The organism is Nocardia sp. CNS-044 (genome assembly GCF_059570515.1).
Genome location: NZ_JCANSX010000005.1, coordinates 869,297 through 891,621, shown reverse-complemented (window position 1 = coordinate 891,621; position 22,325 = coordinate 869,297). Strand labels below are relative to the sequence as shown.

The window sequence follows — 22,325 nt, the reverse complement described above, 5'->3', positions numbered from 1 at the left end:
CGACAATCGAGGACACCTCCAAAATCTCGGGCGCCGGCAATCACTCGGCACCCCGATGGTCGAGCGTAATCGGCGCCCGCTCAGCGCCGTCCGTTCGGTCCATCCCACTCGTGGTTCTCGCCCTCGCCGCGCTGGCTCGGGCGACCCGGCTCCTCGTAGCCGCCGTTGTCGTAGCCGCCGTGCTCCTGGCCGGAACCGCCCTGCTGCGGGCTGCTCCACGGCTGGTAGCCGTGCCGGGACTCGCCCTGGCCGCTCCAACCGCCGCCGTAGCCGGACTGTCCGGCGGGCTGCTGCGGTTCCTCCCGCGGCGGCCAGCCCGGCGCCGACCAACCGGCCGGGGCGCCGTAGTCCGGGCGCGAGCCGTGCGTGCCGCCCTGGCGCGGGTACGCCTGGGTCGGCGCGTGCGGACTCGGGTAGCCGCCGGTCGCGGGCTGGCTGGGGTAGCCGTACTGCGGCTCGGCCTGGCGGTCACCCTGTTGCGGATAACCGTTGGCGGGCACGGCCTCTCGCGTGGCGGCGGCCAGCGAGGGCTGCACCGGCTCCGGCGGCCAGGCCTCGCCGCGCTCGGCGGCCAGCTCGCCCGGCGTCTTCACCGGTGGCTTGTCCGAGGGGACGCGCTCGCCGAAGTCGTTGAACGCGGTGATCCTCGGGCGCTTCTCCACCGCGGCCAGGAGCTCCTCGAGATCCTTGCGGTGCAGGGTCTCGCGCTCCAGCAGCGCGGTGGCCAGCACGTCGAGCACGTCGCGGTACTCGTTCAGAATCGCCCACGCCTCGGTGTGCGCGGCCTCGATGAGGTTGCGCACCTCCTCGTCGATCTCGCGGGCGACCTCGTGCGAGTAGTCCGAGCCCATGCCCATGGACCGGCCGAGGAACGGGTCGCCCTGCTCCTGGCCGTAGCGGACCGCGCCGAGGCGCGCGCTCATGCCGTACTCGGTGACCATCGCGCGAGCGATCTTGGTGGCCTGGTCGATATCGGAGGACGCGCCGGTGGTCGGCTCGTGGAAAACCAGCTCCTCGGCCGCGCGGCCGCCCATCGCCATGACCAGGCGGGCGATCATCTCCGAGCGGGTCATCAGGCCCTTGTCGTCCTCGGGCACCGTCATGGCGTGGCCGCCGGTGCGACCGCGGGCCAGGATGGTGACCTTGTAGACCGGCTCGATGTCGGGCATCGCCCAGGCCGCCAGGGTGTGGCCGCCCTCGTGGTAGGCGGTGATCTTCTTCTCGTGCTCGCTGATGATGCGGCTCTTGCGGCGCGGGCCGCCGATCACGCGATCGACCGACTCTTCCAGCGCTTCACCCGTGATGACCGCGCCGTTCTCGCGCGCGGTGAGCAGCGCGGCCTCGTTGATGACGTTCGCCAGATCCGCGCCGGACATGCCGACGGTGCGCTTGGCGAGACCGTCCAGATCGGCCTCGGTGGAGATCGGCTTGCCCTGTGAGTGCACCCGCAGGATCGCGCGGCGGCCGGCCAGGTCGGGGTTGCCGACCGGGATCTGCCGGTCGAAGCGGCCGGGGCGCAGCAGCGCGGGGTCGAGGATGTCGGGGCGGTTGGTCGCGGCGATCAGGATGATGCCGGTGCGGTCGCCGAAGCCGTCCATCTCGACGAGCAGCTGGTTCAGCGTCTGCTCGCGCTCGTCGTGACCGCCGCCGAGGCCCGCGCCGCGCTGGCGGCCGACCGCGTCGATCTCGTCGACGAAGATGATGCAGGGGCTGTTCTGCTTGGCCTGCTCGAACAGGTCGCGCACGCGGGAGGCGCCGACGCCGACGAACATCTCGACGAAGTCCGAGCCGGAAATGGTGAAGAAGGGCACACCCGCCTCGCCAGCGACTGCGCGCGCGAGCAGCGTCTTACCGGTGCCGGGCGGACCGTAGAGCAGAACGCCCTTGGGGATCTTCGCGCCCAGCGTCTGGTAGCGCACCGGGTTCTGCAGGAAGTCCTTGATCTCGTAGAGCTCTTCGACGGCCTCGTCGGCGCCCGCGACGTCCGCGAACGTGGTTTTGGGCATGTCCTTGGACAGCTGCTTGGCCTTCGATTTGCCGAAGCCCATCATGCCGCCGCGGCCACCGCCCTGCATACGGGCCATCACGAAGATGAACAAGCCGAGCAGGATCACCATCGGCAGCACGAACAGCAGGATCTGGGTGAACCAGCTCTCCTGCTTGACCACCGTGTTGTACGGAGCGCCCGACTTCTGCACGGCGGCGAAGATCTGCGCCGAGGTCTCACTGCCGCCCGGGTACTTCGCGAGGATCTTGTTCTGGCCGTCGGTCGCGTCGTTACCGTTGTTCAGCTCGATCCGCAGCTGCTGCTCGCGGTCGTCGATCTGGACGTTCTTGACGTTGCCCTTGTCGTCCAGCTGGCTCAACGCCACCGAGGTGTCGACGCTCTTCCAGCCGCGCGTGTCATTGCCGAAATAGCTGAACGCATAGATCACGAGCAAGATGCCCGAGACTATGGCCAGGGTGCGGAACACTGTCTTGCGGTTCATAGAGCGTAGGCCGGGCGGCCAGTCCTTTCCGGTGTCTCCGGTTCTGCCTAGCGAAACGTCGGGCGCGTCGTGTTGCATTCCGCCCGGTCCTACCCGATTCCGGGAGGGTTCGGATGCGGACAAGCCACGTTACCGCGTACGGTCTACTCGATACATCGCGCAGTTCGGCAGTTGGTGCAGTTCGACAAGTAAACGGTCGGAGGACCACGGTGGTTCCCGATTCCTCGCTCCGGTTTCCCTCGAGTGGTCACAATCATGGCATGTTCGGCCTATCGTGAGCGACGACACAACATCCGGCGCGAACGAGAGGCCGCGGAGGCGAGCCCTCGCGAGCACCGGACAACTGGGCAAGACAACGCGAGCCGACAGGCAACGAGGCAGTGGCTCGCGTCACCACGACACGAACGCGGCGCGCGAGCTCACGGCACCGAGGTGACGGCTCGCGGAACCGAGAAGGATCACGGGAAAGCCGCACTTCGGACCCGTGGGTAACCCGCACATCGGACAGAGCGCAGGGGGTATGGACATAGTCGAGCTACGGACACCCACAGCGATTGTGCGCCACGGTCGCGGACGGCTGATCGTCTTGCGTCCGGGCAGCGAGGGCGAGCGCGTTCTCGACGTGCCGGTCACCGATCTGCTCAAGGTCCGGCTCAGCCGGCGAGCGGACGACGCCGTCGTCATCGAGATCTACTTGCGTTATCCCACCCCGGTGCTGACCGGCGTGCCCGCCGACCGCACCCCGCTTCCGGTGCTGATCGCCGAGCACGACGTGCCCGCGGCGAGCGAGATCGTGGAGCGGATCAACGACCAGATCATGGCGGCCCAGCGCATCGATGTCGCGGCGCCCGATCTGAACCCGCCCGCGCCGACCTGGACGAAGACCGGCCCGACGCGCGCGGACGTGGAGCGAGCGGTGCGCAGGATGGCGCCGCGCCGCGAGGCCAGGTCGGCGATAGGCGCTCTGCATCGTTACGTGACGGCCGACGAATACGTCCTGGAGACCGCGGTCACCGTGGCGCACCCGCCCGCGGGCACCGGGGCCGGACTGCTCGCCGTCACCACCGGTCGCCTGCTGTTCGTCTCGATCGGCCCCGGCGAGCGGTACGCGCACGAGCTGCCGATCCCCGCGGTGCTGTGGGCCAGGTCCACCGAGGGCGCGCCGACCGCGCCCGGCGAGATCGGCGCGCGCGGCGAGACCAGCGTGGAAGTGCACGACGGCAACATCACCCTGCGTTTCACCGGCACCGATCGCGCCGACATCGAGCGGGTCGCCTGCGCGGTGAACTTCGCGGTCCGCCGCGATTCCGCGGACGGCGCGGCCGGACCCGCGGATCCCGGTGTGGCACAGCTGTATTCGGAGTGGGAGCTGCTCGTCGAGCGACATTCGCTCGGCATGGTCGACGACGGCCAGTTCCAGCGCTACGGGCGCGGGATTCTGCGCTCGCTGCCGGATTCCGTCGCGACTCCCTAGCCTCGCGCGGCGGCGGGAGGCCGAGGAGTCGGATCGGTCAGCCCTGATCCGGGGCCTTCTCGTTCAGCGCGATGCGGCGCCACGGGCTGGTGGGACGGGTCCAGAGGCGGAGCAGTTCCATGCGCCGGTCGACGCCGCCGTTCTTGAGTTCGGCGAGGTCTTCGCAGGCCTGCCAGTAGGTCCAGCCGGCGAGGTAGGCGTCGCCGAACTGACGCCAGTTCCGGTACTTGCGCTGGGCCAGCGGCAGCGCGCGCATGAGATAACCCCAGGCCACGTCGGCTTCCAGATAACCTGCAGTGAAGGCCATCCTCGCGACCGCGACGACGCGGGCCAGGTCCCAGGCGTGGATATCGGTCGGCAACGGGCGGGCCAGGTGGTCGGTGAAGCCGATCTTGATGGCCTGCGACCAGATGTCGTAGTCGCGGACCAGCGCCTCCGGGTTGTCCATGCCGCGGAACGCGCCGACCTGGCGCAGGAACGCGCGGTGCCGGTCGGCGCGCTCGCCGAAGCGGTCGCGCTCGCTGGCGTTGATCGAGGCCATGACGAGCGGGTGCACCATCGCATAAAGGGGGGCGTGCATGCCGTCCAGCAACTGCTCCATCGAGGCCTGCGCCTCGGTGCCGTCGGTGATGCCCCACGCTCCGGTCAGGGTGTCGATGGCCAGCTCCCTGCGGTCGCCGAGCGGATGTTCCCGCTCGGGCCCGAGCAGCAGGGCGTCGTGGAAAGCGTCCCAGCGGGCCGAGTAGAAGCCGCCGAGCGCGAGAGCGCGCAGCTCGTCGTCGGATATCGCGGCCCCGGACCAGTGGTCCTCTTCCCGCTTGTCGAGCTCTTCGTAGGGGAAGGTCGTCAACGTTGGTATACCGCGGGCAGGCATGCCTCCGATTGTTCCCCATGGAGCGACCCGCGGCCGTGCTTATCGCCGACGCGCCCACGAGTAGACGGGCGATTTTCAGTTCCCTTGTTTCTTGGCCTGCCGCATCGGCGGGTGGAGGGCTAATGTGCACGCATGTGTAAGAGCATCACCGTCCTGCGTGGCCTGGAGCCTGCCGCTACCGAGCAGGAAATCTATGCTGCCGCACTGCAGTACGTGCGCAAGGTCGGTGGGGTGTCCGGCCTCAGCAGCACGACCAAAGCGGCCGTCGACAAGGCCGTGGCGACCATCGCGGCGGCGACGACGACCCTGCTCGACGAGCTGCCGGACACCACGATCGCGCCGTCCACCGAACCCGCGGTGCGGCGCGCCGAGGTGGACTGAGCGGATTCAGACCCCGTAGGCCTCGACGCAGGCCAGGGCCACCTCCAGCGGCAGACTGCGCTGCTCGATCGGATGGCCGAGCAGTTCCTCGATCCGCTGGATCCGGTAGCGGACGGTGTTCTTGTGCACGCCGAGCAGCTTCGCCGTGGCCTCCGGGCTGCGGTGGCTTGCCAGGTAGGCGTGCAGAGTCCGGCGTAATCGGACGGCGTTGGCGTCGGCGCCGGCCAGCTCGCGCAGTTCGCGGCGGATCAGGCCGCGCATGGCCGTCTCGTCGGTTCCGGCGAGATAGGCGATCTCGACATCGCGATAGGCGGTGACGCGCGAACCGCCGCCGGGGGCGAGCTCGGCGACGTGCCGCGCCGCGACCGCCTCGCGGTGGCTCGCACGGAAGCCGCCCGCCCGCGCCGCGGGCACCCCGAAAGCGACCCGCACCGGCGCGTCGACGTGCGCGGCGAGCAATCGCTCCAGCCTGCCGGGCACGGCGAGGTCGGCGGCCTGCGCCGCGTCCTCGAGGCCGAGCCACGCCCACATCCCGCTCGCTCCGGACGGCACGGTGAGCAGCCTGGCGCCGCCGAGTTCGGCGGCCACCCGCGCGGCCGCGCGGTCGAGCAGCCCGGTCGACTCGCCGTCGGCGCCGGGTTCGGACGCGTCGGTCCACAGCACGAAGGCGAGGTGCTGCTGCGCGAGCCGGTAGCCGAGCCGGATCGAGGCCTGGTCGCCGTCCATCTCCTCGCCGGACAGCAGCGCGTGCACCGTCTCGGTGCGGCGGTTCAGCGCGGCGCGCAGCACTCGCTCGCGCTCTTCCATATAGGTGTCGGTGAGCAGTTCCACCGACATGCTGACCCATTTCGTCGACCGATCGAACAGCCGGAGCATGACGGCGCGCTCGATCTCCTGCGGCACGTCGCGCTGCTCGACGGCGTCGGTCATGTAGTCGAGCACCGCCTCCATGCCCACGTGGTAGGTGCGCAGCAGCAGGCGCAGGTCGAAGCCGCGGCGCGCGATGGTGCGCGCGAAGGCGTGCGCCTCCTCGGGTAGCGCCAGTTCGAAGGTGTCGCTGGTCAATCCGCTCAGCATGGTCCTGGCGTGGGCGCGGGTGCTGGCGGCGAGGTCGCGGCTCATGTCGCGATCGGCCAATTCGGGCACGCGCGCGACGATCGCGTTGTCGAGCCGCTCCACCACCTGCTCCAGCGTCTCGGTGCGCATCGTCTCGAAGACGTAGTCGGCCAGCCAGTCGCGCACCACCGCGCTGTTCGGTCCGATGCGGACCGCCGATTCGGCCGCGCCGCTTTGTACTTTCGACACAATCAGACCCGATCCAGTTGACAAAATAGGCCAAGAAACTCCCCGGTCATTGTGTCACGATCATAGTTCAGTGAGCTGATTCACAGCGCCGACGCGGCTCGGCAGCGAGCACCGCGACGCGCACGAGGGCAGTGGGAGAACAGCAGTGACCAACACCGAGTCCGCGCCGAGCGCGGCGAAGAAGGCGTCCGCGCGCAAACCGGCCGCCAAGAAGGACGCGCCGACCGTCATCGAGGTGCGCAATCCCGGCACCGGCCAGATCGTCGGCACGGTGCCGGCGCAGAGCGCCGACGAGGTCGCGGCCACGGTGCGCGAATTGCGGCTCTACCAGCCGGAGTGGGAGGCCATCGGCCCCGACGGCCGTAAGGAATGGCTGCTGAAACTGCAGGACTGGCTGATCGACAACACCGAGCACCTCGCCGACGTGCTCCAGTCGGAGACCTCCAAGCCGCGCGCCGACGCCCTCATCGATCCGTCCTTCGGCGCCGACCTGATCGGCTACTACGCCCGCCGCGCGGCCAAGTTCCTCGCCGACGACCACCCCTCGCCGCACAGCCCGCTGGCCCGGGTCAAGAAGCTGACCACCGCGTACCGCCCGTACCCGGTGGTCGGCGTGATCACCCCGTGGAACTTCCCGCTGGCCATGCCGGTGATGGACGTGATCCCGGCGCTGGCCGCGGGCGCGGCGGTGGTTCTCAAGCCGTCCGAGGTGACCCCGTTGTCCGCGCTCGAATTGGCAAGGGGCTGGCGGGAAATCGGCGCGCCACCGGTGTTCGCCGTCGTCACCGGCGCGGGTGAGACCGGCGCGGCGGTGGTCGGCAATGCCGATTACATCCAGTTCACCGGGTCCACCGCCACCGGCCGCAAGATCGCGGCGGCGTGCGTGGAGCGGATGATCCCGTACAGCCTCGAGCTCGGCGGCAAGGATCCGGCCATCGTGCTCGCCGACGCCGACATCGATCGCGCGGCGCACGGCATCGCGTTCGGCGGCATGTTCAACGCGGGTCAGGTCTGCATCTCGGTGGAGCGGGTGTACGTCGAGGCGCCGGTCTACGACGAGTTCGTCGCCAAGCTCACGGCCAATGTCAAGGCGCTGCGCCAGGGCATCGACGGCCGCGAGCTGAAGCACGACGTGGGCGCGCTGGCCAACGAGAACCAGGTGAACATCGTGCAGCGCCACGTCGAGGAGGCGGTCGCGGCGGGCGCCAAGGTGCTCACCGGCGGCAAGCGCACCGGCCAGGGCACGTTCTTCGAGCCGACGGTGCTCGTCGACGTGGACCACAGCATGTCGTGCGTCGCCGAGGAGACCTTCGGCCCGACGCTGCCCGTGATGAAGGTGGCCGACGAGGCCGAGGCGATCCGGCTGGCCAACGACTCCGTATACGGTCTCTCGGCCTCGGTGTGGACCGGCGACAAGGACCGCGGCGAGCGCATCGCCCGCCAGTTGAACGCGGGCGCGGTCAACATCAACGACGTCTTCGCCAACCTGTTCAGCTACGCGCTGCCGATGGGCGGCTGGGGCCTTTCCGGTGTCGGCGCGCGCTGGGGCGGCGCCAACGGCGTGCGCAAGTACTGCCGCCAGCAGGCGATCACCAAGCCGATGGTGCCGACCCTGCAGAAGGAACTGTTCTGGTACCCGTACCAGAACTCCAAACTGCTCACCGCGCTCGGCGCCATGCGCGCCGCGGGTGCGCGCGGCCTGCGCCGTATCGACATCCCCGCACTGCTGAAACTCAAGGGAGACAACAAGTGACCGACCCGGCGAAGATCCGAGGCAAAGTCGTCGTCATCACCGGCGGCGCCCGCGGCATCGGCCTGGCCACCGCCACCGCGTTGCAGGCGCTCGGCGCCAAGATCGCGATCGGCGACGTCGACGAGACCACCGTCAAGGAGTCCGGATCGGCCCGCGACTTCGAGCTGTACGGCAAGCTCGACGTCACCGACGCGACCTCGTTCGAGTCCTTCCTCGACGAGGTCGAGCGCACCGTCGGCCCGATCGACGTGCTGATCAACAACGCGGGCATCATGCCGACCGGCAGGCTGGTCGACGAGCCGGATCAGATCACCCGCCGGATCCTGGACATCAACGTCTACGGCGTGATCCTCGGCTCCAAGCTGGCACTGGCCAGGATGCTGCCGCGCCGCAGCGGGCACGTCATCAACATCGCCTCGCTCGCCGGTGAGACGCACATCCCCGGCCTGGCCACCTACAACGCGAGCAAGCACGCGGTGCTCGGCTTCACCGACACCCTGCGCGAGGAGTACCGCGACTCCGGCGTGCGCTTCTCCTCGGTGCTGCCGACGCTGACCAACACCGAGCTCGGCTCCGGCGTGACGGCGCCGAAGCTGCTGCGTCCCGCCGAGCCGGAGGAGATCGCCGACGCGATCGTCGGGCTGATCGAGACGCCGCGCTCGAAGGTCAGGGTCACCGCGGTGGCCGGGATCGTCTCCCAGGTCGTCGGCCTGCTTCCGCAGGCGATCGGCGACGGCATCGCGCGGGCGCTCGGCGCGAGCCACGCGTTCCTCGACGACGTCGACGCGGAGAAGCGCAAGGCCTACGAGGAGCGCGCCAGAAGCGTGTAGATCACGGGGCCTGCGCAGCTTCCGCGCCGAGCAAGTCGGCGACGAGCCGGTCGACGGTCTCGGCGGCACATCGCCGGTTGTCCCCGACACCGCCGCGGGCGCCACGTTTCGCCCAGCCGACTACGTACAAGCCCTCGATCGGCGCATCGGTATCGGGTGCGACGACTCTGCCGTGCCGGTTGGCGACCACGCCGCCATCACCGAGCCGGATACCGGCGGGCGGGGCGACGGTGAAGCCGGTGGCGCACACGACCGAGTCGGCGGTGAAGGTTCGCCCCGCCCCGGTCGCCACCCGAATGCGGTCACCGTCGGCGCGAACGGAGGTGACCTCGTGACCGAACGACAGGACGATCGACAGTGCCCGTCGCCCCTCCGCCGACCTGGCGGGACGGTGCGCCAGATCGGCCAGCAGGCGCTGGACCGGGTCGGAGGCGTCGCCGAGTTCCGAGGCGGGCGCGACGGTCACGGTGGCGTCCAGCTCGGCCAGTTCGTAGAGCGCGGACAACGTGAACGACGGGCGTCCGACCGGGGACCGCGCGACGACCGTTACCTGGGTGACCGGCCCGCCGGAACGAGTGAGAACGCGCCCCCTCGCGATGGCCGCCACGACGTCCAACGCGACGTTGCCGCCACCTACGACAACCGTCGCCGGACCGCGGAGCGGCAACACCGGTGTGCCTGGCCGGGCGCTGTTGACCGCCGACAGCAGCGACAGCGCCTGGTGTACGTCCGGGATTCGCCCGGCTCCGATCTCCCGCGGCCGCGACGCCCCGACGGCCAGGACCACCGCGTCGAACTGGCGTCGAAGCGTGGGAATCGAGATGTCGACACCCACACGGACGTTCAACCGTACGGTCACCCTGTCGTCGCCGAACGGGATGTCGAAGAGTCGGACCATGTCTCGGATCCCGTCATGCTGCCGCGACACCGCGGTACGCAACAACCCGCCGATCTCCGCACGTTGCTCGAAGACGGTGATCCGCACAGTGCTGGATCGTTGCAGCAGCTCACGCACGGTGTACATGGCGGCGGCACCGGCACCCACGACGGCGATCCGCAACGGCGTCGCGGTTCGGGGGAGAGCCTGCGGGAGTCCGAGCCCTGCGAAGTGCCCCGCGGGGCCGATCGCCGCGAAGGACTCGGCTGCCCGACGGGCGTAGTCGCGTTCCGAATCACTCAGCGCGCCTTCACTTTTGATCGCTCCCGCCGGACAGGCCGGGACGCACGCCGAACAGTCGATGCAGCTGTTCGGGTCGATATAGAGGTGTTCGACCGATTCGAACTGCGGGTCCCCCGGTACGGGACGGATGCAGTCGCGAGGGCACACCTCGACACAGGACGCGTCCTTGCAACAGTGTCCCAGAATGACATGGCTCATCCGTGCCCGCCGATCACAGGAGGTGGGATTTGCGATAGATCCATCGCGCGGGTCCGTTCAGCAACTTCTCTCGGTCGAGGAACGCGACCAGTGGCGACGCCGCGCGGCGGAACATCATCCGGTGGTGTTCGTTCCGGCTGATCTCGGCGCGCACGGTCGACCAGTCCAGGCCGACACTGCGGTAGATCCGCTTGTTGATCATGCCTTTGGCGATGATGTGGGCGCCGATCGCGATGACGATCGTGCCGACAAAACGTCTCGGCCGCGACACCCGCACCAGATGGTCGCGAATCTTCTGACGCGCGAACGACATATGCCGTGACTCTTCGACGACGTGCACGTACGACGTCCGGCGCACCGTATCGGCGACTCTGTCGTCGCGCATCCAATCACGCTGCATGACGTCGAAGACCTCCTCACCCGCCAGCACGATCGCGTAGGCGATCTCGTCCCAGGCGAAGGTGCGAAACAGCCACCCGGCGAGGACCATCGAACGGTCCAGGCGATAGTGGCCGGTCCCCAGCCGCTCGATGGCCTCGGCGAACATCAGCGAGTGCAGGTTCTCGTCGGCGCATTCGTTGAACAGGAATTTCACATCGGCTCTTGTCGGGTCCACGTTGTGGACGCGCCGCAGCAGCACGATCTGCAACGCGACCTCCAGCCAGATCGCGACGCCGAGAAAGTGCGAGGCCTCGCACCTGGTCAGATGTTTTCTGGCCGATTCGGTCAGGTCCGTCCAGGACGGCGTACCGAAGAGCGGAGACCACTCCGGACTCATCCCGTAGCGATCCTGATCGGCGGCATCGACTTCGGCCTCCCGCAGATCGAACGACAGACGTCGCGCCGAGTCGAGAAGGCGGTCGTAGACGGCGGCAGGATGGTCGGGACCGGTCATGCGGTCGGTGCCAGTCGCCGTCGCAGCGACTGTTGCGCCCTGGAGAGGATGCACTTCATTGTTCTCCTCGAATCATGTTGCTTGTCAGAGAATTCGCGGCACGGGGGGCCTCCGGATCGCTCGAGCCCGCGCCTGCCGGGCGCAAGCTCCAAAAAACGTGTGCTGACGGCCACTTTCACCGCGGCCGCCAGCAAAGCGGGACCGGCTCCGCCGATCCGTGATGTCCGATCACTCGGAGGCTCACTACACCGCATCGCTGGACGGCGATGCCGCGTTAGTCACCGTCGACTCCACGGGCACACTCCCACTGCTCCGGAACCCCCGGGCGGTCCGGAGACGCGCTGTGATCGCGGTTTGCCGTCGATCACAGCGCCTCCGCCGTATGTGCCGGATGTCGCACCGCGCGGGCGCCTGGTGGCAACCGCCGTCACTCCGGCTATACCAACAACCCGGCAATTTGTGATCAATATCACTCTTTTCGGCCGTAACAGGGTCCGGCCGCTCAGCGAGGGGTTTCTGTCCGGTCACTGAGTTCGCGGAGCACACCGCGAGCCCGGTCCGCAGATCACGAGTCTGTAACATAAGCGCTGGTCAAACGACCAAAGAATGTGCGACGCAGCCTAGCCGCGGCGCGTGCCGGAAATTCGCCGAGCCGGTGGTGCAGATGACCATGCCAGGCAATATGCTGTCCCTAACAAACCTGCCGACTGTTTCGGTGCCCGTATCCAAACTTTTCGGCCTGATAAGGCTGGAAATTGAGGACTGATTCTGATAGCAAGGGGCTATGGACCCGCATTTGCGCGACCTGCGGTATTTCGTCGCCGTCGCTGAGGAACTGCATTTCACCAACGCCGCTCAGCGGCTGCACATCGCTCAACCCACCCTGTCGCGTCAGATCCGCCAGCTGGAACGCCAGCTCGACGTGGTCCTGTTCGACCGCAACCAGCGCAGCGTCGCGCTGACCGTCGCGGGCAAGGAGTTGCTCGAAGGCGCCCGCAAGATCCTGGAGCTCTGGGAGGTCACCAACGTCTCCCTGCAGGAGGCGGGCGAGGTGCTGCGCGTCGGCATCCAGTCCGCGCTCGGCCGCGGACTGCTCAACGATCTGGAGAGCGCGAGCGGCCACCGCTTGGCACTGCACGCCGCCTCCTGGACCGACCCGTCCAGCGGTCTCGCGGGCAGGCAGGCCGATCTGGCGCTGGTGTGGCTGCCGCTGCCGGACCCGAACCGGTACCGCTGGGAGGTCCTGCGCACCGAGCCGCGCTGGGTGCTGCTACCCGAGAACCACCCGCTGGCCGATCAGGACAGCATCGATTTCGCCGATCTGCTCGACGAGCCGTTCATCGCGCTGCCCTCGGAAGCGGGCGCGGTGCGCGACTTCTGGCTCGGCAACGACGCGCGCAACGGCCGTCAGCCCAAGATCGGCGCGGAAGCGGCGACGCCCGAGGACAAGCTGGAGGCCGTGAGCCTCGGCCTCGGGGTCTGCCTGCTCGCCGAGAACAATGTGCCGATGTACCGCTGGCCCGGTCTCACCGCGCGGCCACTGACCGGACTCGCGCCGTGCGAGCTCGCCGTCGCGTGGCGGGCCGACGACACCCGACCGACAATCCTGGAGTTCGCGGCCCGCGCCGTCGAGGGTGGCTTCTCCTCCACCCAGCAGCAGCCGCTGGCCAGCTGAGCGGTTTCCCGGCGCACCGTCAGCGCACGGTGCGCCGCCAGGGGTGCAGCTGTTCGAGTTGCGCGGAAAGCCGCAGCAGGGTGGTTTCGCTGCCGGGCAGGCCTGCCAGCTGAGCGGCGACCGGAGTGCCGGAGTGGGGGTGCGTGCCCATCGGCACGGAGGCGGCGGGCCAGCCGACCAGGTTCCAGATCGGCGTGAACGGGGAGAACCGGAAGCCGGTCAGCACATTGGCGAACCAGCCCCTGCGGTGCCAGGCGCGCGCCCGCGGCGGCGGAGTGGCCAACGTGGGCGTGATCACCACGTCGTAGCTTTCGAAGAATTCGAGCAACCGGGCTTCGATCCGGTCGACCTGTGCGGCTCGGACCAGCTCGAGCCGCTGGACGAAGCGGCCCAGCGCCAGATGACGGCGGGTACGCGGTTGCAGATGTTCGGGACGAGCGAGGGTGGCGGCCTCGGGCAGCGCCACCGTCAGCCAACGGAGCAGGAGTGCGAGGACGGCGTTGCCGTAGGGCAGCGCGGTCGTCTCCACCTGGTGACCGGCCGCGGCGGCGACGGCCGCCGCCTTGTTCGCGGCTTCGGCCCAGTGCGGGTCGACGCGGACGAACCGGGAAGGCGGGGCGATGGCCACCGCGATGCGTAGTCGGCCCGGCGGTTCCAGCTCGGCTAGGTCGGGGCGGGCGGCCATGACCGATAGCGCGAGCGCGGCGTCGCCGACGGTCGTCGCCAGCACGCCGTTCTCCACCATGCCGCCCCAGGAGTCCAGGCCGACCTCCGAGGGCACGGTGTGCCTGCCGGGTTTGATGCCGTAGACGCCGCAGGCGGCCGCCGGAATGCGCACCGAGCCGAGTCCGTCGTTGCCGTGCGCCACGGGGACCAACCCGGCCGCGACCGCCGCGGCGGCGCCGCCGGAGGAGCCGCCCGCGCTGCGCTTGACGTTCCACGGATTCCTGGTGATGCGGTGCTGATCGTCGGTCATCGCCCAGAGTCCCAGCTCCGGCACGGTGGTGAGCCCGACGACGACCGCGCCCGCGTCGCGCAGCCTGCGCACCACCGGGTGGTCGGCCGTGGCCTGGCCGGTGTCGGTCGCCGCCGAACCGCACAGCACGGTCTCGCCGGTCACCGGGATGTTGTGCTTGATCGCCACCGGCACACCCGCCATCGGCAGCACGTCCAGATCCGACCGCTGTTCCAGCGCGATGGCCTCGGCGACCGCGCGCTCGACGCGCACCACGCTGAACGCGTTGGTCGTCGCGTCCTCGGCGGCGATGAGTGCGAGGGTCGCGTCGACGACCTCGGTCGGTGTCAGCGAGCCCTCGCGGACGCCTGCGGCGATGGTCACCGCGGGACCCCGCGGCGACTCCCTTTGCCCCTCGGCGTACGGCCCCCCTCGCTCGCTATCGCCCACGGGTGCCTCCCGGGCGGACAATGGTTCGGTGCTCGTGGTTTCGGTGATCGCGGCCAAGCCTTCCGCCACCGCCGTAGCCTTGTTGTGCATGTGCTGATTCGCCCCCGTCGCATCGTTGTCGAAATCGGGTGATCCGCTGTTGTGGCGCAAGTTATCATTCCCGATACTGCTCGGGGGACGATGACGTCGGGTGTGGCGGATTTTATCCGGTGCAGCCACCCACCGACCAGTGCGGATTTCCCGAACTCCGCCACAGCTAGTAGGTCCGAGAATGAGTGCCGACTCCGATAGAAATACCCGTCCGGATACGGCTTCCGACTCCGAGTCCGGCGGCCAGTTGCTCCGATCCGAGCTCGTCGCGGTGCAGGCCTTCACCGCGGCGTGGGCCGCCGCGATCAACATCGCCCCAGATGAGGGCCCCGGAACACTACCGGAGATCACCGCGTTCCTGCCCGACGCGCGCACCCTGCGCCGTGAGGCGCTCATCGCACTGATCCGGGTGGATATGCGGCACCGGTGGCTGCGAAAGCCCGCGCTCGGAGCGCGCCGCCAGGAAACGCCGCCGCCCGCGCCGCGGCGCAAACGACTGGCCGAATACTGCGCCGATTTCCCCGAGCTCGAACGCAAGAACATACCGGCCAGTTTGGTGTACGAGGAATTCGTCGTCCGGCGCCAGAGCGGCGAGCGCGTCGACCCGCGGGAATGCTTGCGCGAATATCCGAACCAGGCGGCCGAGTTACGCGGTCTGCTGAATGCCGACGACGTCGACCAGAGCACCCGCCGAACCCCGCCGGAGGCCCTCGACGACTCCACCCGACCGCCGATCGACGAGACCGACACGGCCGCACTCGACGAGACGCGCCAGTCCCCGATCGACGAATCCACCCGCGCCGCGTTCGACGGAACCATGCCCGCGACCGGCCCCGACCAGAGCTCCGCGCTGAACCGAACCACCACGTCCGTTCGTGGTACGGAGGTGAACCACACGGCGGAGGCTACGAGGGCCGCCGATCTAGGCGGAACAGAAACCGCGATCGGCACCACGATGGGTACCGGACCGGGTCGTCTCGACCCGCTGGACCGCATCGAGGTCGGTCAGCGCGTCGACGACTTCGACCTGCTGACCGGTCTCGGCAGCGGCGCCTTCGCCCGGGTCTTCCTGGCCAGGCAGCGGTCCATGCAGCGACTGGTCGCGGTGAAGATCTCCGCCGACCACGGCACCGAGCCGCAGACCTTGGCCCAGCTGGATCACGACTACATCGTGCGGGTCTTCGATCAGCGCCTGCTCGACGCGGGCGAGGCGGGCGAGACCGCGCGACGGTTGCGCCTGCTCTACATGCAATTCCTGCCCGGCGGCACGCTGCTCGGCGTGCTGCGTTGGGTGCGCGCCACCCCGCCGGAGGAACGCAGCGGCCAGCTGCTGCTCGACGCGGTGGACGCGGCGATGGAGGAGAAGGGCGAGATCCGGCCGACCGATTCCAGCGTGCGCGCCGAGATCGCCGCGCTGAGCTGGCCGGAGACCGTCGCCTGGCTGGGCCGCAGGCTGGCCGAGGCGCTCGACTACGCCTCCGCGCACGGCGTGCTGCACCGCGACGTGAAACCAGCCAACGTGCTGCTCACCGCGGAGGCCGTGCCGAAGCTGGCCGATTTCAACATCAGCTTCAGCCGCAATGTCGAGGGCACGAGCCCGGTCGCCTACTTCGGCGGCTCGCTGGCCTACATGTCGCCCGAACAGCTGGAGGCCTGCCACCCCGGCCGCACCCGCTCCGCCGCCGACCTCGACACCCGCTCGGACATCTTCTCGCTCGGCGTGGTGCTGTGGGAGCTGCTCACCGGCGCGAAGCCCTACGACGACAACACCGCGGGCGCGGGCCAGCGCGGCGACGACACCACGCTGGAAGCCATGCTGGAGCGGCGCTGCGTCGGCGTCGACGCCGCGGCGCTGGCCCGGGTACCGAAGGACTGCCCCGCCGCGCTGCGCCGCGTGCTGCTGACCTGCCTGCGACCGGAGCGCGACGAGCGCTGGTCCAACGGCGCGACGCTGGCCAAACAGCTCGACCTCTGCCTGGACGAGCGAGCGCGCGGGTTGGTCGACCCGACACCGGGCAGCTGGCGGGAGCGGCTGCAGCCCTACATCCTCCCGGTGATGGTGGTGGCCATCGCCGTGCCGAACATGCTCGCCTCGCTCTACAACATCCAGCACAACCAGAACCTCATCGTCGACCGAATGCCCGAGGACGCGCAACACACGTTCCTGATCCTCACCGGCGCGGTGAACGCGGTGTTCTTCCCGATCGGGTTCTTCACGATCATCTACTCGATGCGCTACATGCTGCGGGTGACCAAGGGACTGCGCAAGGGCAGACGGTACGACCCTGACACGCTGACCCGCGCCAGAACCGACACGCTGCTGCTCGGCGAGCGGGCGGTGGCCATCCCGTTCATGTTGTGGGTGCTCGCCGCGCTGACCTTCCCCGCCGTGATGCAGCTGTCCACCGGCGACGTCACCGGGCGCGACGTCGTGCACTTCATGGCCTCGCTGGTGGTCTGCGGCGCCATCGCCGGGTCGTATCCGTTCTTCCTGGCGACCTTCTACCTGATCCGCTGCATCTATCCGATCTTCCTGCGGCACGGGAACATCAGCGCCGAGGACGCTGGCAGATTGCGCGCGCTCGACCGGCGCTGCAACCTATACCTCGCGATCGCGGCCTCGGTGCCACTACTCGCGGTAGCCGGGGTGACCTTCCTCCCGCCCGAGGACATCCCCATGGTGATCGTCGCGGTTCGCGTGCTCTGCGTGGGCGCCATCATCGCGTTCGTCGGGTCGTATTTGCTGTTCCGCGCGCTCGAGGCCGACCTGCGCGCGCTGGAGCGAGTGGTGGCGCCGAGCGGGGAGCCCGGCGCGGCGACCGCGCAAGGCGGCTCCGCCCGGTACGACAACCGCCCGCGCGCGGCCGCGGAGCGTCCATGACCGTCACGCACGTCGATCCGGTCGGACGCTTCACCGCCGCTTGGCGGCACTGCCTGCATGCCGCCAGCGAAAGCCCGCCGCACCTGGCCGACTACGTGCCCGACGGCACCGAGGTGCGGACCGCCGTGCTCACCGACCTGGTCCGCATCGACCTGCGGCACCGCTGGAGCGGACGCGGGCCGGTCAAGCGCATCGCGGAGTATCGCGAGGAGTTTCCCGAGGTCGACGCCAGCCCGCAGCTGGCCGACCTGATCTGCGAGGAGTTCACCGCCCGGCGCGGACGCGGCCCACTGCCGCTGGAGGAATTCCTCGCGGAGTACCCCGAACTGGCCGACACCGTGCGCGCCCGGCTCACCGGCGAGCAGGGCCACGCCGGGGTTGTGCACGTCGACCGCGATCCCGCCGACCTCGCCCCCGGCCAGCGGGTCGACGACTTCGACCTGCGGACCGAACTCGGCAGCGGCCGCGCCGGGCGGGTGTTCCTGGCCAAGCAGTTGTCCATGCAGCGGGTGGTCGCGGTACGGATCGCGGCGGCGGGCGGTGCGGACCCGCAACCGATGGTCCAGCTCGACCACCCGAACATCGTCCGCGTCTTCGACCAGCGGGTGCTCGCGTTCGACGGTGAGATCGGCAGGCTGGTCTACATGCAGTACCTGCCGGGCGGCACCGCGGCGGAGGTGCTCGAGCGTCGCCGCGCGGCGGAATCGGCACAGCGTCGCCGCGCGGCGGAATCGGCACAGCGCCGCGGCGCGGCGGAATCGGCACAACGCCGCCGCGGCCAGGACGAGGCCATGGGCGGAGCGCTCCTACTCGACGCGCTGGACGCCGCCATCGAGGCCAAGGGCGAGATCCGGCCCGCGGACTCCCTGGTGCGCGCCGAGCTCGCCGAGCTCAGCTTGCCGGAGACGGTGGCGTGGATCGGCCGCCGCCTCGCCGACGCACTCGGTTACGCGGATCGCCACGGCATCGCCCACCACGCCATCGACCCCGCCAACGTGTTGTTCACCAGCGAAGGCACCCCCAAGCTGGCCGACTTCGCGCCCGGCGACGGCACGACAACGCCACCCGATTCACCCGCGGCGCTTCGCGAGTGGCTCGCCTACCGCTCCCCCGAACAGCTCGCCGCCGCGCTCGACTCCGACGCACCGGCCCCGGACAGCCGCAGCGATCTCTACGCGCTCGGCATCCTGCTGTGGGAATTGCTGACCGGGACAAGGCCATTCGCCGACGACCCGCCCACCGTGGAGGCGGCGCTGCGGGCCCGCCGAGCGGGCGTGCCCGCGGCGGCGCTCGCGACGCTGCCCGCCGACTGCCCGCCCGCGCTGCGCCGCGTCCTGTTGACCTGTCTGGAGCCCGACCCGCTGCGGCGCTGGCGGAACGGCGCGGTGCTGGCCGAGCAATTGGACCTGTGTCTCGACCCGCGCGCCCGCGACCTGGTCGACCCGCCCGAGCACAGCTGGCGGGTGCGGCTGCGCCCCTGGCGGGTGGTGCTGATCGCCCTGGCCATCGGGGTGCCCAACATCTTGGCCTCGATCTACAACATCGACCACAACAACATGCTGATGCACAGCAGGCAGTCCGCGCAGACGCAGCGGCAGTTCGAGATCTACTCGATCATCGTCAACGGCTTCGGCTTCGCCATCGGCACGGTGCTGCTGGTCTACCTGGCCAGATACCTGATCACGGTGCCGCACGGATTGGCCGCGGGCGTCCGCTACGACGAAGACGTGCTGCACAAGGCGCGTGCCTCGGCCGTGCGGCTCGGCGACTGGGCCGCGCTGATCATCTTCACCATGTGGCTGGTCTCCGGTCTGGTCTATCCGCTCGCGTTGCGCGGCACCCCCGACGTCGTATCCGCCAGCGACTACGCGCATTTCATGATCCTGCACACCGTCTCCGGCGTCATCGCGATGACGTATCCGTTCCTGCTGACGAACTTCTACCTCATCCGGTGCATTTACCCGATGTTCTTGGGACAGGGCGGAATCGAGCGCTCCGAGGCGAACGACCTACGCGCGCTGCGCCGCCGCAGCGGCGTGTATCTGGTGCTCGCCGCGTCCATTCCGCTCATCGCGGTCGCAGGATCGACCCTGTTGCATCCCCCGGACCTGGCCAAAATCATCGTCGCACTGCGGATAATGTGCATCGCGAGCATCGTCGCCTTCGTCGCGGTCTATCTGCTGTTCCGGGCCATGGAACAGGATCTGTACGCGCTGCGGCGGAGGCAGGTGTACCCATGATGGCGTAGCTCTCCGCGTGAGTGGCGGGTTCGTAGGCACCACCCCAGGAGCACGATGAAGCCACCGTTCGGCAGACTTGTCAGCCTGTCGCATGTGCACGATCCGGCGACGACGCCGATCTTTCCCGGCGACCCGGAATTCCGCACCGATATCGTCGCCACCGTCGCCAACGACGGGTACTACCTGCGGTACATCCAGCAGGGCGAGCACACCGGAACGCATTGGGGCGCACCGATCCACTTCCACGCCGACGGGCTGGCGGCCGACGAACTGGACCTGGCCGATCTGCTGCTGCCCGCGGTGAAGATCGACGTCCGCGAGCGGTGCGCGGCGGACCGCGATTACGCCGTTACCGTGGACGATCTGCGGCGCTGGGAGTCGCGGCACGGCCGCATCCCGGACGGCGCGGCCGTGATCGCGTGGACCGGGTGGGACGCCAAGTGGGGCGGCCCCGACTTCATCGGCGTCGATGAATCGGCCGGTCGCCAGCCCGGATTCGCGGTGGAGACGGTGGAGTGGCTGTTGCGGACGGGACGGCTCGGCAGGCGCGGCGCGCTGGGCATCGACACCTTCGGACCCGATGTGGGCGCCGACGACACCTACGCGGTGTCCAAGCTGCTCTACGGTGAGCACCGGATCAGCCTGGAGTGCCTGGCGAATCTCGCTGAGCTGCCCGCGACCGGCGCGTGGATCCTGGTCGGCGGGCCGCTCTATCGCGGTGGGTCGGGCTCGCCCGCAACGATTTTCGCGTTGCTGCCCTGAGTCGTCGTGGGCTGGTGCCCTGAGCTGTCGTGGGCTGCTGCCCTGAGCTGTCGTGCCCTGGGCTGTTGTGGGCGAGTGCCCCGAGCTGTTCGGGCTGGGTGTCCTAGGCCCCGCCGTAGACCTTCGGGTCGAGGGTGCCGATGTAGGGCAGGTCGCGGTAGCGCTCGGCGTAGTCGAGGCCGTAGCCGACGACGAACTCGTTCGGGATGTCGAAGCCCACGTGGGCCACGTCGACGTGGGTGCGCAGCGCGTCCGGCTTGCGCAGCAGGGTGACCACCTCGAGCGAGGCCGGGTTGCGGGTGGACAGGTTGCGCTTGAGCCAGGACAGGGTCAGACCGGAGTCGATGATGTCCTCGACGATCAGCACGTTGCGGCCCGCGATGTCCTTGTCCAGGTCCTTCATGATCCGCACCACGCCCGAGGAGGAGGTGGACGAGCCGTAGGAGGAGACGGCCATGAATTCCATCTGGGTCGGGATGGGCAGCGCCTTGGCCAGATCGGTCATGAAGAAGATCGCGCCCTTGAGCACGCCGACCAGCAGCAGGTCGCCCTCGGGAGCGTCGGCCGGGTAGCGCTTGGCGATCAGCTCGGCAAGCTCCTGCGTCTTGGCGGCGATCTGTTCCTCGGTGATCAGCACCGACGCGATGTCGTCCCCGTACACGTCAGTTGGTTTCCCTTCCTGTGCGCCGCTGGTTTCGATCGATCCCGCTCGGCATCAGTCACTGCGCAGACATCGGTCTTGTTCGCGCAGTGTCAGCCTGCCATGTTCGCGCGCGGCAACCAACCTCGTGTCCGGTGACCCGCCGCCGACTGCCACCCCTCCCTGCCCGCGCCACGCCGTGACCAGGGCGTCCACCGCCCGTAAATGCTTGTCGGTCAGCGCTTTCGCTCCGCCGTGCAGCAGCCAGGAGCGGATCGCCCTGCGGCGCAGCGCGGCGGGCGCAGTGGCGAGCGTCTCGATCGACAGCGCCACCTCATCATCGGCGGCGCCGGAACCCTCGACGGCGGGGCCGGGTACCTTCGCGGCCTCCAGCAACTCGTCGGCAAGCACGTCGAGCAGCGCGCCGTCCTCGCGCAGCTGTTCGGCGGTGCGGGCCAGCGCGGCCGCGACGCCGCCGCCTAGGACGTCCTCGAGCAGCGGCAACGCCTCGGTGCGCAGCCGGACCCTGGTGAATTCGGGCGACAGGTTGTGCGGGTCCTCGTGCGGGGTGCGGCCGAGGTCGGCGCACATCTGGCGGGTCGTGGCCCGCCGGACACCGAGCAGAGGCCTGCCCCACGGTTCGGCGTAGGCGGCCATGCCCTGGATCGAGCGTCCGCCGGAACCGCGGGCGAGTCCGAGCAGCACGGTCTCGGCCTGATCGTCGAGGGTGTGGCCGAGCAGAACGGGCGCGCCGTGGCGGGCGGCGTCCATCGCGCCGTATCTGGCCGTGCGCGCCGCCGCTTCCAAGCCGCCTTCGGCGCCGACCTCCACCGCGAGCACGCGGGCCGATCGGCAGCCGAGCGCGAGGGCCGCGGCGGCCGCGTCCGCCGCCACCTGTCCCGAGCCTTCTTGCAGGCGATGGTCGACGATCAACGCGTCGACGTGCCGGATCTCGATGACCGCCGCGGCCGTCAGAGCCAGTGAATCCGCCCCGCCGGACAGCCCGACCGCGACGGAAGCGCCCTGCGCCAGATACTCCCCCGCCCAGGACCGCACCGCGCGCCGGACCTCGAGCACCGCCGCAGTCTCCGGCAATTTGCGCGGCCCACTCGAACCAGCGCTGCCAGCGGTCGACCCGGTCGCCTCGCGCTGCCCGGGCGTCACTCGTACCGCACGGCCCATGGGGAGGACACTACCGAGTCGCGCCGCCTCCGAGACCGTGACGGGTTCACGGAAATCGCGGACTCGGCGCG

General features: G+C 69.4%; 16 protein-coding genes and 1 pseudogene. 8 read left to right on the top strand and 9 right to left on the bottom strand.

The features are described from left to right. Positions 1-80: 80 nt before the first annotated feature. Positions 81-2,489: an ATP-dependent zinc metalloprotease FtsH gene (ftsH, locus tag T333_RS05025; protein WP_357256590.1), complete on the bottom strand. Its 2,409-nt coding sequence runs from the start codon at positions 2,487-2,489 to the stop codon at positions 81-83. 556 nt (positions 2,490-3,045) lie between these two features. Here ftsH and T333_RS05020 point away from each other — a divergent pair. Then, positions 3,046-3,963 (top strand): hypothetical protein, encoded by a 918-nt coding sequence (locus T333_RS05020; RefSeq protein ID WP_496423779.1) that lies wholly within the window; start codon positions 3,046-3,048, stop codon positions 3,961-3,963. A 37-nt stretch (positions 3,964-4,000) separates the two neighbouring features. Here the strand turns inward: T333_RS05020 and T333_RS05015 are convergent, their stop codons facing one another. Next, entirely contained in the window at positions 4,001-4,837 is an 837-nt protein-coding gene (locus T333_RS05015) for a DUF1266 domain-containing protein (RefSeq protein WP_357256587.1), read from the bottom strand. Positions 4,838-4,969: 132 nt separating this feature from the next. Between T333_RS05015 and T333_RS05010 the strand changes: the two genes are divergently transcribed. Then, positions 4,970-5,218 carry a DUF2277 domain-containing protein gene (locus T333_RS05010; RefSeq protein ID WP_355000475.1) on the top strand — a complete coding sequence of 83 codons (249 nt, stop codon included), beginning with the start codon at positions 4,970-4,972 and terminating at the stop codon, positions 5,216-5,218. A 6-nt stretch (positions 5,219-5,224) separates the two neighbouring features. Here T333_RS05010 and T333_RS05005 read toward each other — a convergent pair whose 3' ends face one another. Then, positions 5,225-6,523: a PucR family transcriptional regulator gene (locus tag T333_RS05005; protein WP_496423778.1), complete on the bottom strand. Its 1,299-nt coding sequence runs from the start codon at positions 6,521-6,523 to the stop codon at positions 5,225-5,227. A 145-nt stretch (positions 6,524-6,668) separates the two neighbouring features. Between T333_RS05005 and T333_RS05000 the strand changes: the two genes are divergently transcribed. Beyond that, positions 6,669-8,276 carry an aldehyde dehydrogenase family protein gene (locus T333_RS05000; protein WP_357256584.1) on the top strand — a complete coding sequence of 536 codons (1,608 nt, stop codon included), beginning with the start codon at positions 6,669-6,671 and terminating at the stop codon, positions 8,274-8,276. Then, complete coding sequence (locus tag T333_RS04995) at positions 8,273-9,106, top strand: SDR family oxidoreductase (RefSeq protein ID WP_355000478.1); 834 nt, start codon at positions 8,273-8,275, stop codon at positions 9,104-9,106. The genes T333_RS05000 and T333_RS04995 overlap by 4 nt, the downstream gene beginning before the upstream one ends. A 1-nt stretch (position 9,107) precedes the next feature. Here the strand turns inward: T333_RS04995 and T333_RS04990 are convergent, their stop codons facing one another. The 3 genes and pseudogenes from T333_RS04990 to T333_RS04980 form a co-directional block, all read right to left on the bottom strand. Continuing rightward, on the bottom strand, positions 9,108-10,151 hold the full coding sequence (locus T333_RS04990) for an FAD-dependent oxidoreductase (protein WP_496424144.1): 1,044 nt from the start codon (positions 10,149-10,151) through the stop codon (positions 9,108-9,110). Positions 10,152-10,304: 153 nt separating this feature from the next. Then, positions 10,305-10,484, bottom strand: a pseudogene (locus T333_RS04985) (4Fe-4S dicluster domain-containing protein); the annotation flags it as partial. Between the two features lie 13 nt (positions 10,485-10,497). Continuing rightward, positions 10,498-11,379 (bottom strand): AurF N-oxygenase family protein, encoded by an 882-nt coding sequence (locus T333_RS04980; protein ID WP_496423777.1) that lies wholly within the window; start codon positions 11,377-11,379, stop codon positions 10,498-10,500. Positions 11,380-12,163: 784 nt separating this feature from the next. Here T333_RS04980 and T333_RS04975 point away from each other — a divergent pair. Then, entirely contained in the window at positions 12,164-13,054 is an 891-nt protein-coding gene (locus T333_RS04975) for a LysR family transcriptional regulator (protein ID WP_355000480.1), read from the top strand. A gap of 19 nt (positions 13,055-13,073) precedes the next feature. On the opposite strand, the gene T333_RS04970 is transcribed toward T333_RS04975, so the two are convergent. After that, entirely contained in the window at positions 13,074-14,393 is a 1,320-nt protein-coding gene (locus T333_RS04970) for an amidase (RefSeq protein WP_496423776.1), read from the bottom strand. Between the two features lie 337 nt (positions 14,394-14,730). On the opposite strand from T333_RS04970, the gene T333_RS04965 reads away from it, so the two are divergent. From T333_RS04965 to T333_RS04955, 3 genes are read left to right on the top strand one after another with little or no spacing between them, the layout of a single operon-like run. Beyond that, on the top strand, positions 14,731-17,430 hold the full coding sequence (locus T333_RS04965; protein WP_496423775.1) for a serine/threonine-protein kinase: 2,700 nt from the start codon (positions 14,731-14,733) through the stop codon (positions 17,428-17,430). After that, complete coding sequence (locus T333_RS04960) at positions 17,427-19,670, top strand: protein kinase domain-containing protein (RefSeq protein WP_496423774.1); 2,244 nt, start codon at positions 17,427-17,429, stop codon at positions 19,668-19,670. The genes T333_RS04965 and T333_RS04960 overlap by 4 nt, the downstream gene beginning before the upstream one ends. Before the next feature lie 54 nt (positions 19,671-19,724). After that, positions 19,725-20,432 carry a cyclase family protein gene (locus tag T333_RS04955; protein ID WP_496423773.1) on the top strand — a complete coding sequence of 236 codons (708 nt, stop codon included), beginning with the start codon at positions 19,725-19,727 and terminating at the stop codon, positions 20,430-20,432. A gap of 103 nt (positions 20,433-20,535) precedes the next feature. On the opposite strand, the gene hpt is transcribed toward T333_RS04955, so the two are convergent. Together hpt and tilS are read right to left on the bottom strand one after the other, a co-directional pair. Next, positions 20,536-21,093: a hypoxanthine phosphoribosyltransferase gene (hpt, locus tag T333_RS04950; protein ID WP_355000485.1), complete on the bottom strand. Its 558-nt coding sequence runs from the start codon at positions 21,091-21,093 to the stop codon at positions 20,536-20,538. 54 nt (positions 21,094-21,147) lie between these two features. Beyond that, complete coding sequence (gene tilS, locus T333_RS04945; RefSeq protein WP_496423772.1) at positions 21,148-22,254, bottom strand: tRNA lysidine(34) synthetase TilS; 1,107 nt, start codon at positions 22,252-22,254, stop codon at positions 21,148-21,150. Positions 22,255-22,325: the final 71 nt, after the last annotated feature.

Coding starts and splice junctions, on each gene's coding strand:
- ftsH (WP_357256590.1), bottom strand. CDS start 2,489: ATGAACCGCAAGACAGTGTTCCGCACCCTGGCCATAGTCTCGGGCATC.
- T333_RS05015 (WP_357256587.1), bottom strand. CDS start 4,837: ATGCCTGCCCGCGGTATACCAACGTTGACGACCTTCCCCTACGAAGAG.
- T333_RS05010 (WP_355000475.1), top strand. CDS start 4,970: ATGTGTAAGAGCATCACCGTCCTGCGTGGCCTGGAGCCTGCCGCTACC.
- T333_RS04980 (WP_496423777.1), bottom strand. CDS start 11,379: ATGACCGGTCCCGACCATCCTGCCGCCGTCTACGACCGCCTTCTCGAC.
- T333_RS04975 (WP_355000480.1), top strand. CDS start 12,164: ATGGACCCGCATTTGCGCGACCTGCGGTATTTCGTCGCCGTCGCTGAG.
- T333_RS04965 (WP_496423775.1), top strand. CDS start 14,731: ATGAGTGCCGACTCCGATAGAAATACCCGTCCGGATACGGCTTCCGAC.
- T333_RS04960 (WP_496423774.1), top strand. CDS start 17,427: ATGACCGTCACGCACGTCGATCCGGTCGGACGCTTCACCGCCGCTTGG.
- T333_RS04955 (WP_496423773.1), top strand. CDS start 19,725: ATGAAGCCACCGTTCGGCAGACTTGTCAGCCTGTCGCATGTGCACGAT.
- tilS (WP_496423772.1), bottom strand. CDS start 22,254: ATGGGCCGTGCGGTACGAGTGACGCCCGGGCAGCGCGAGGCGACCGGG.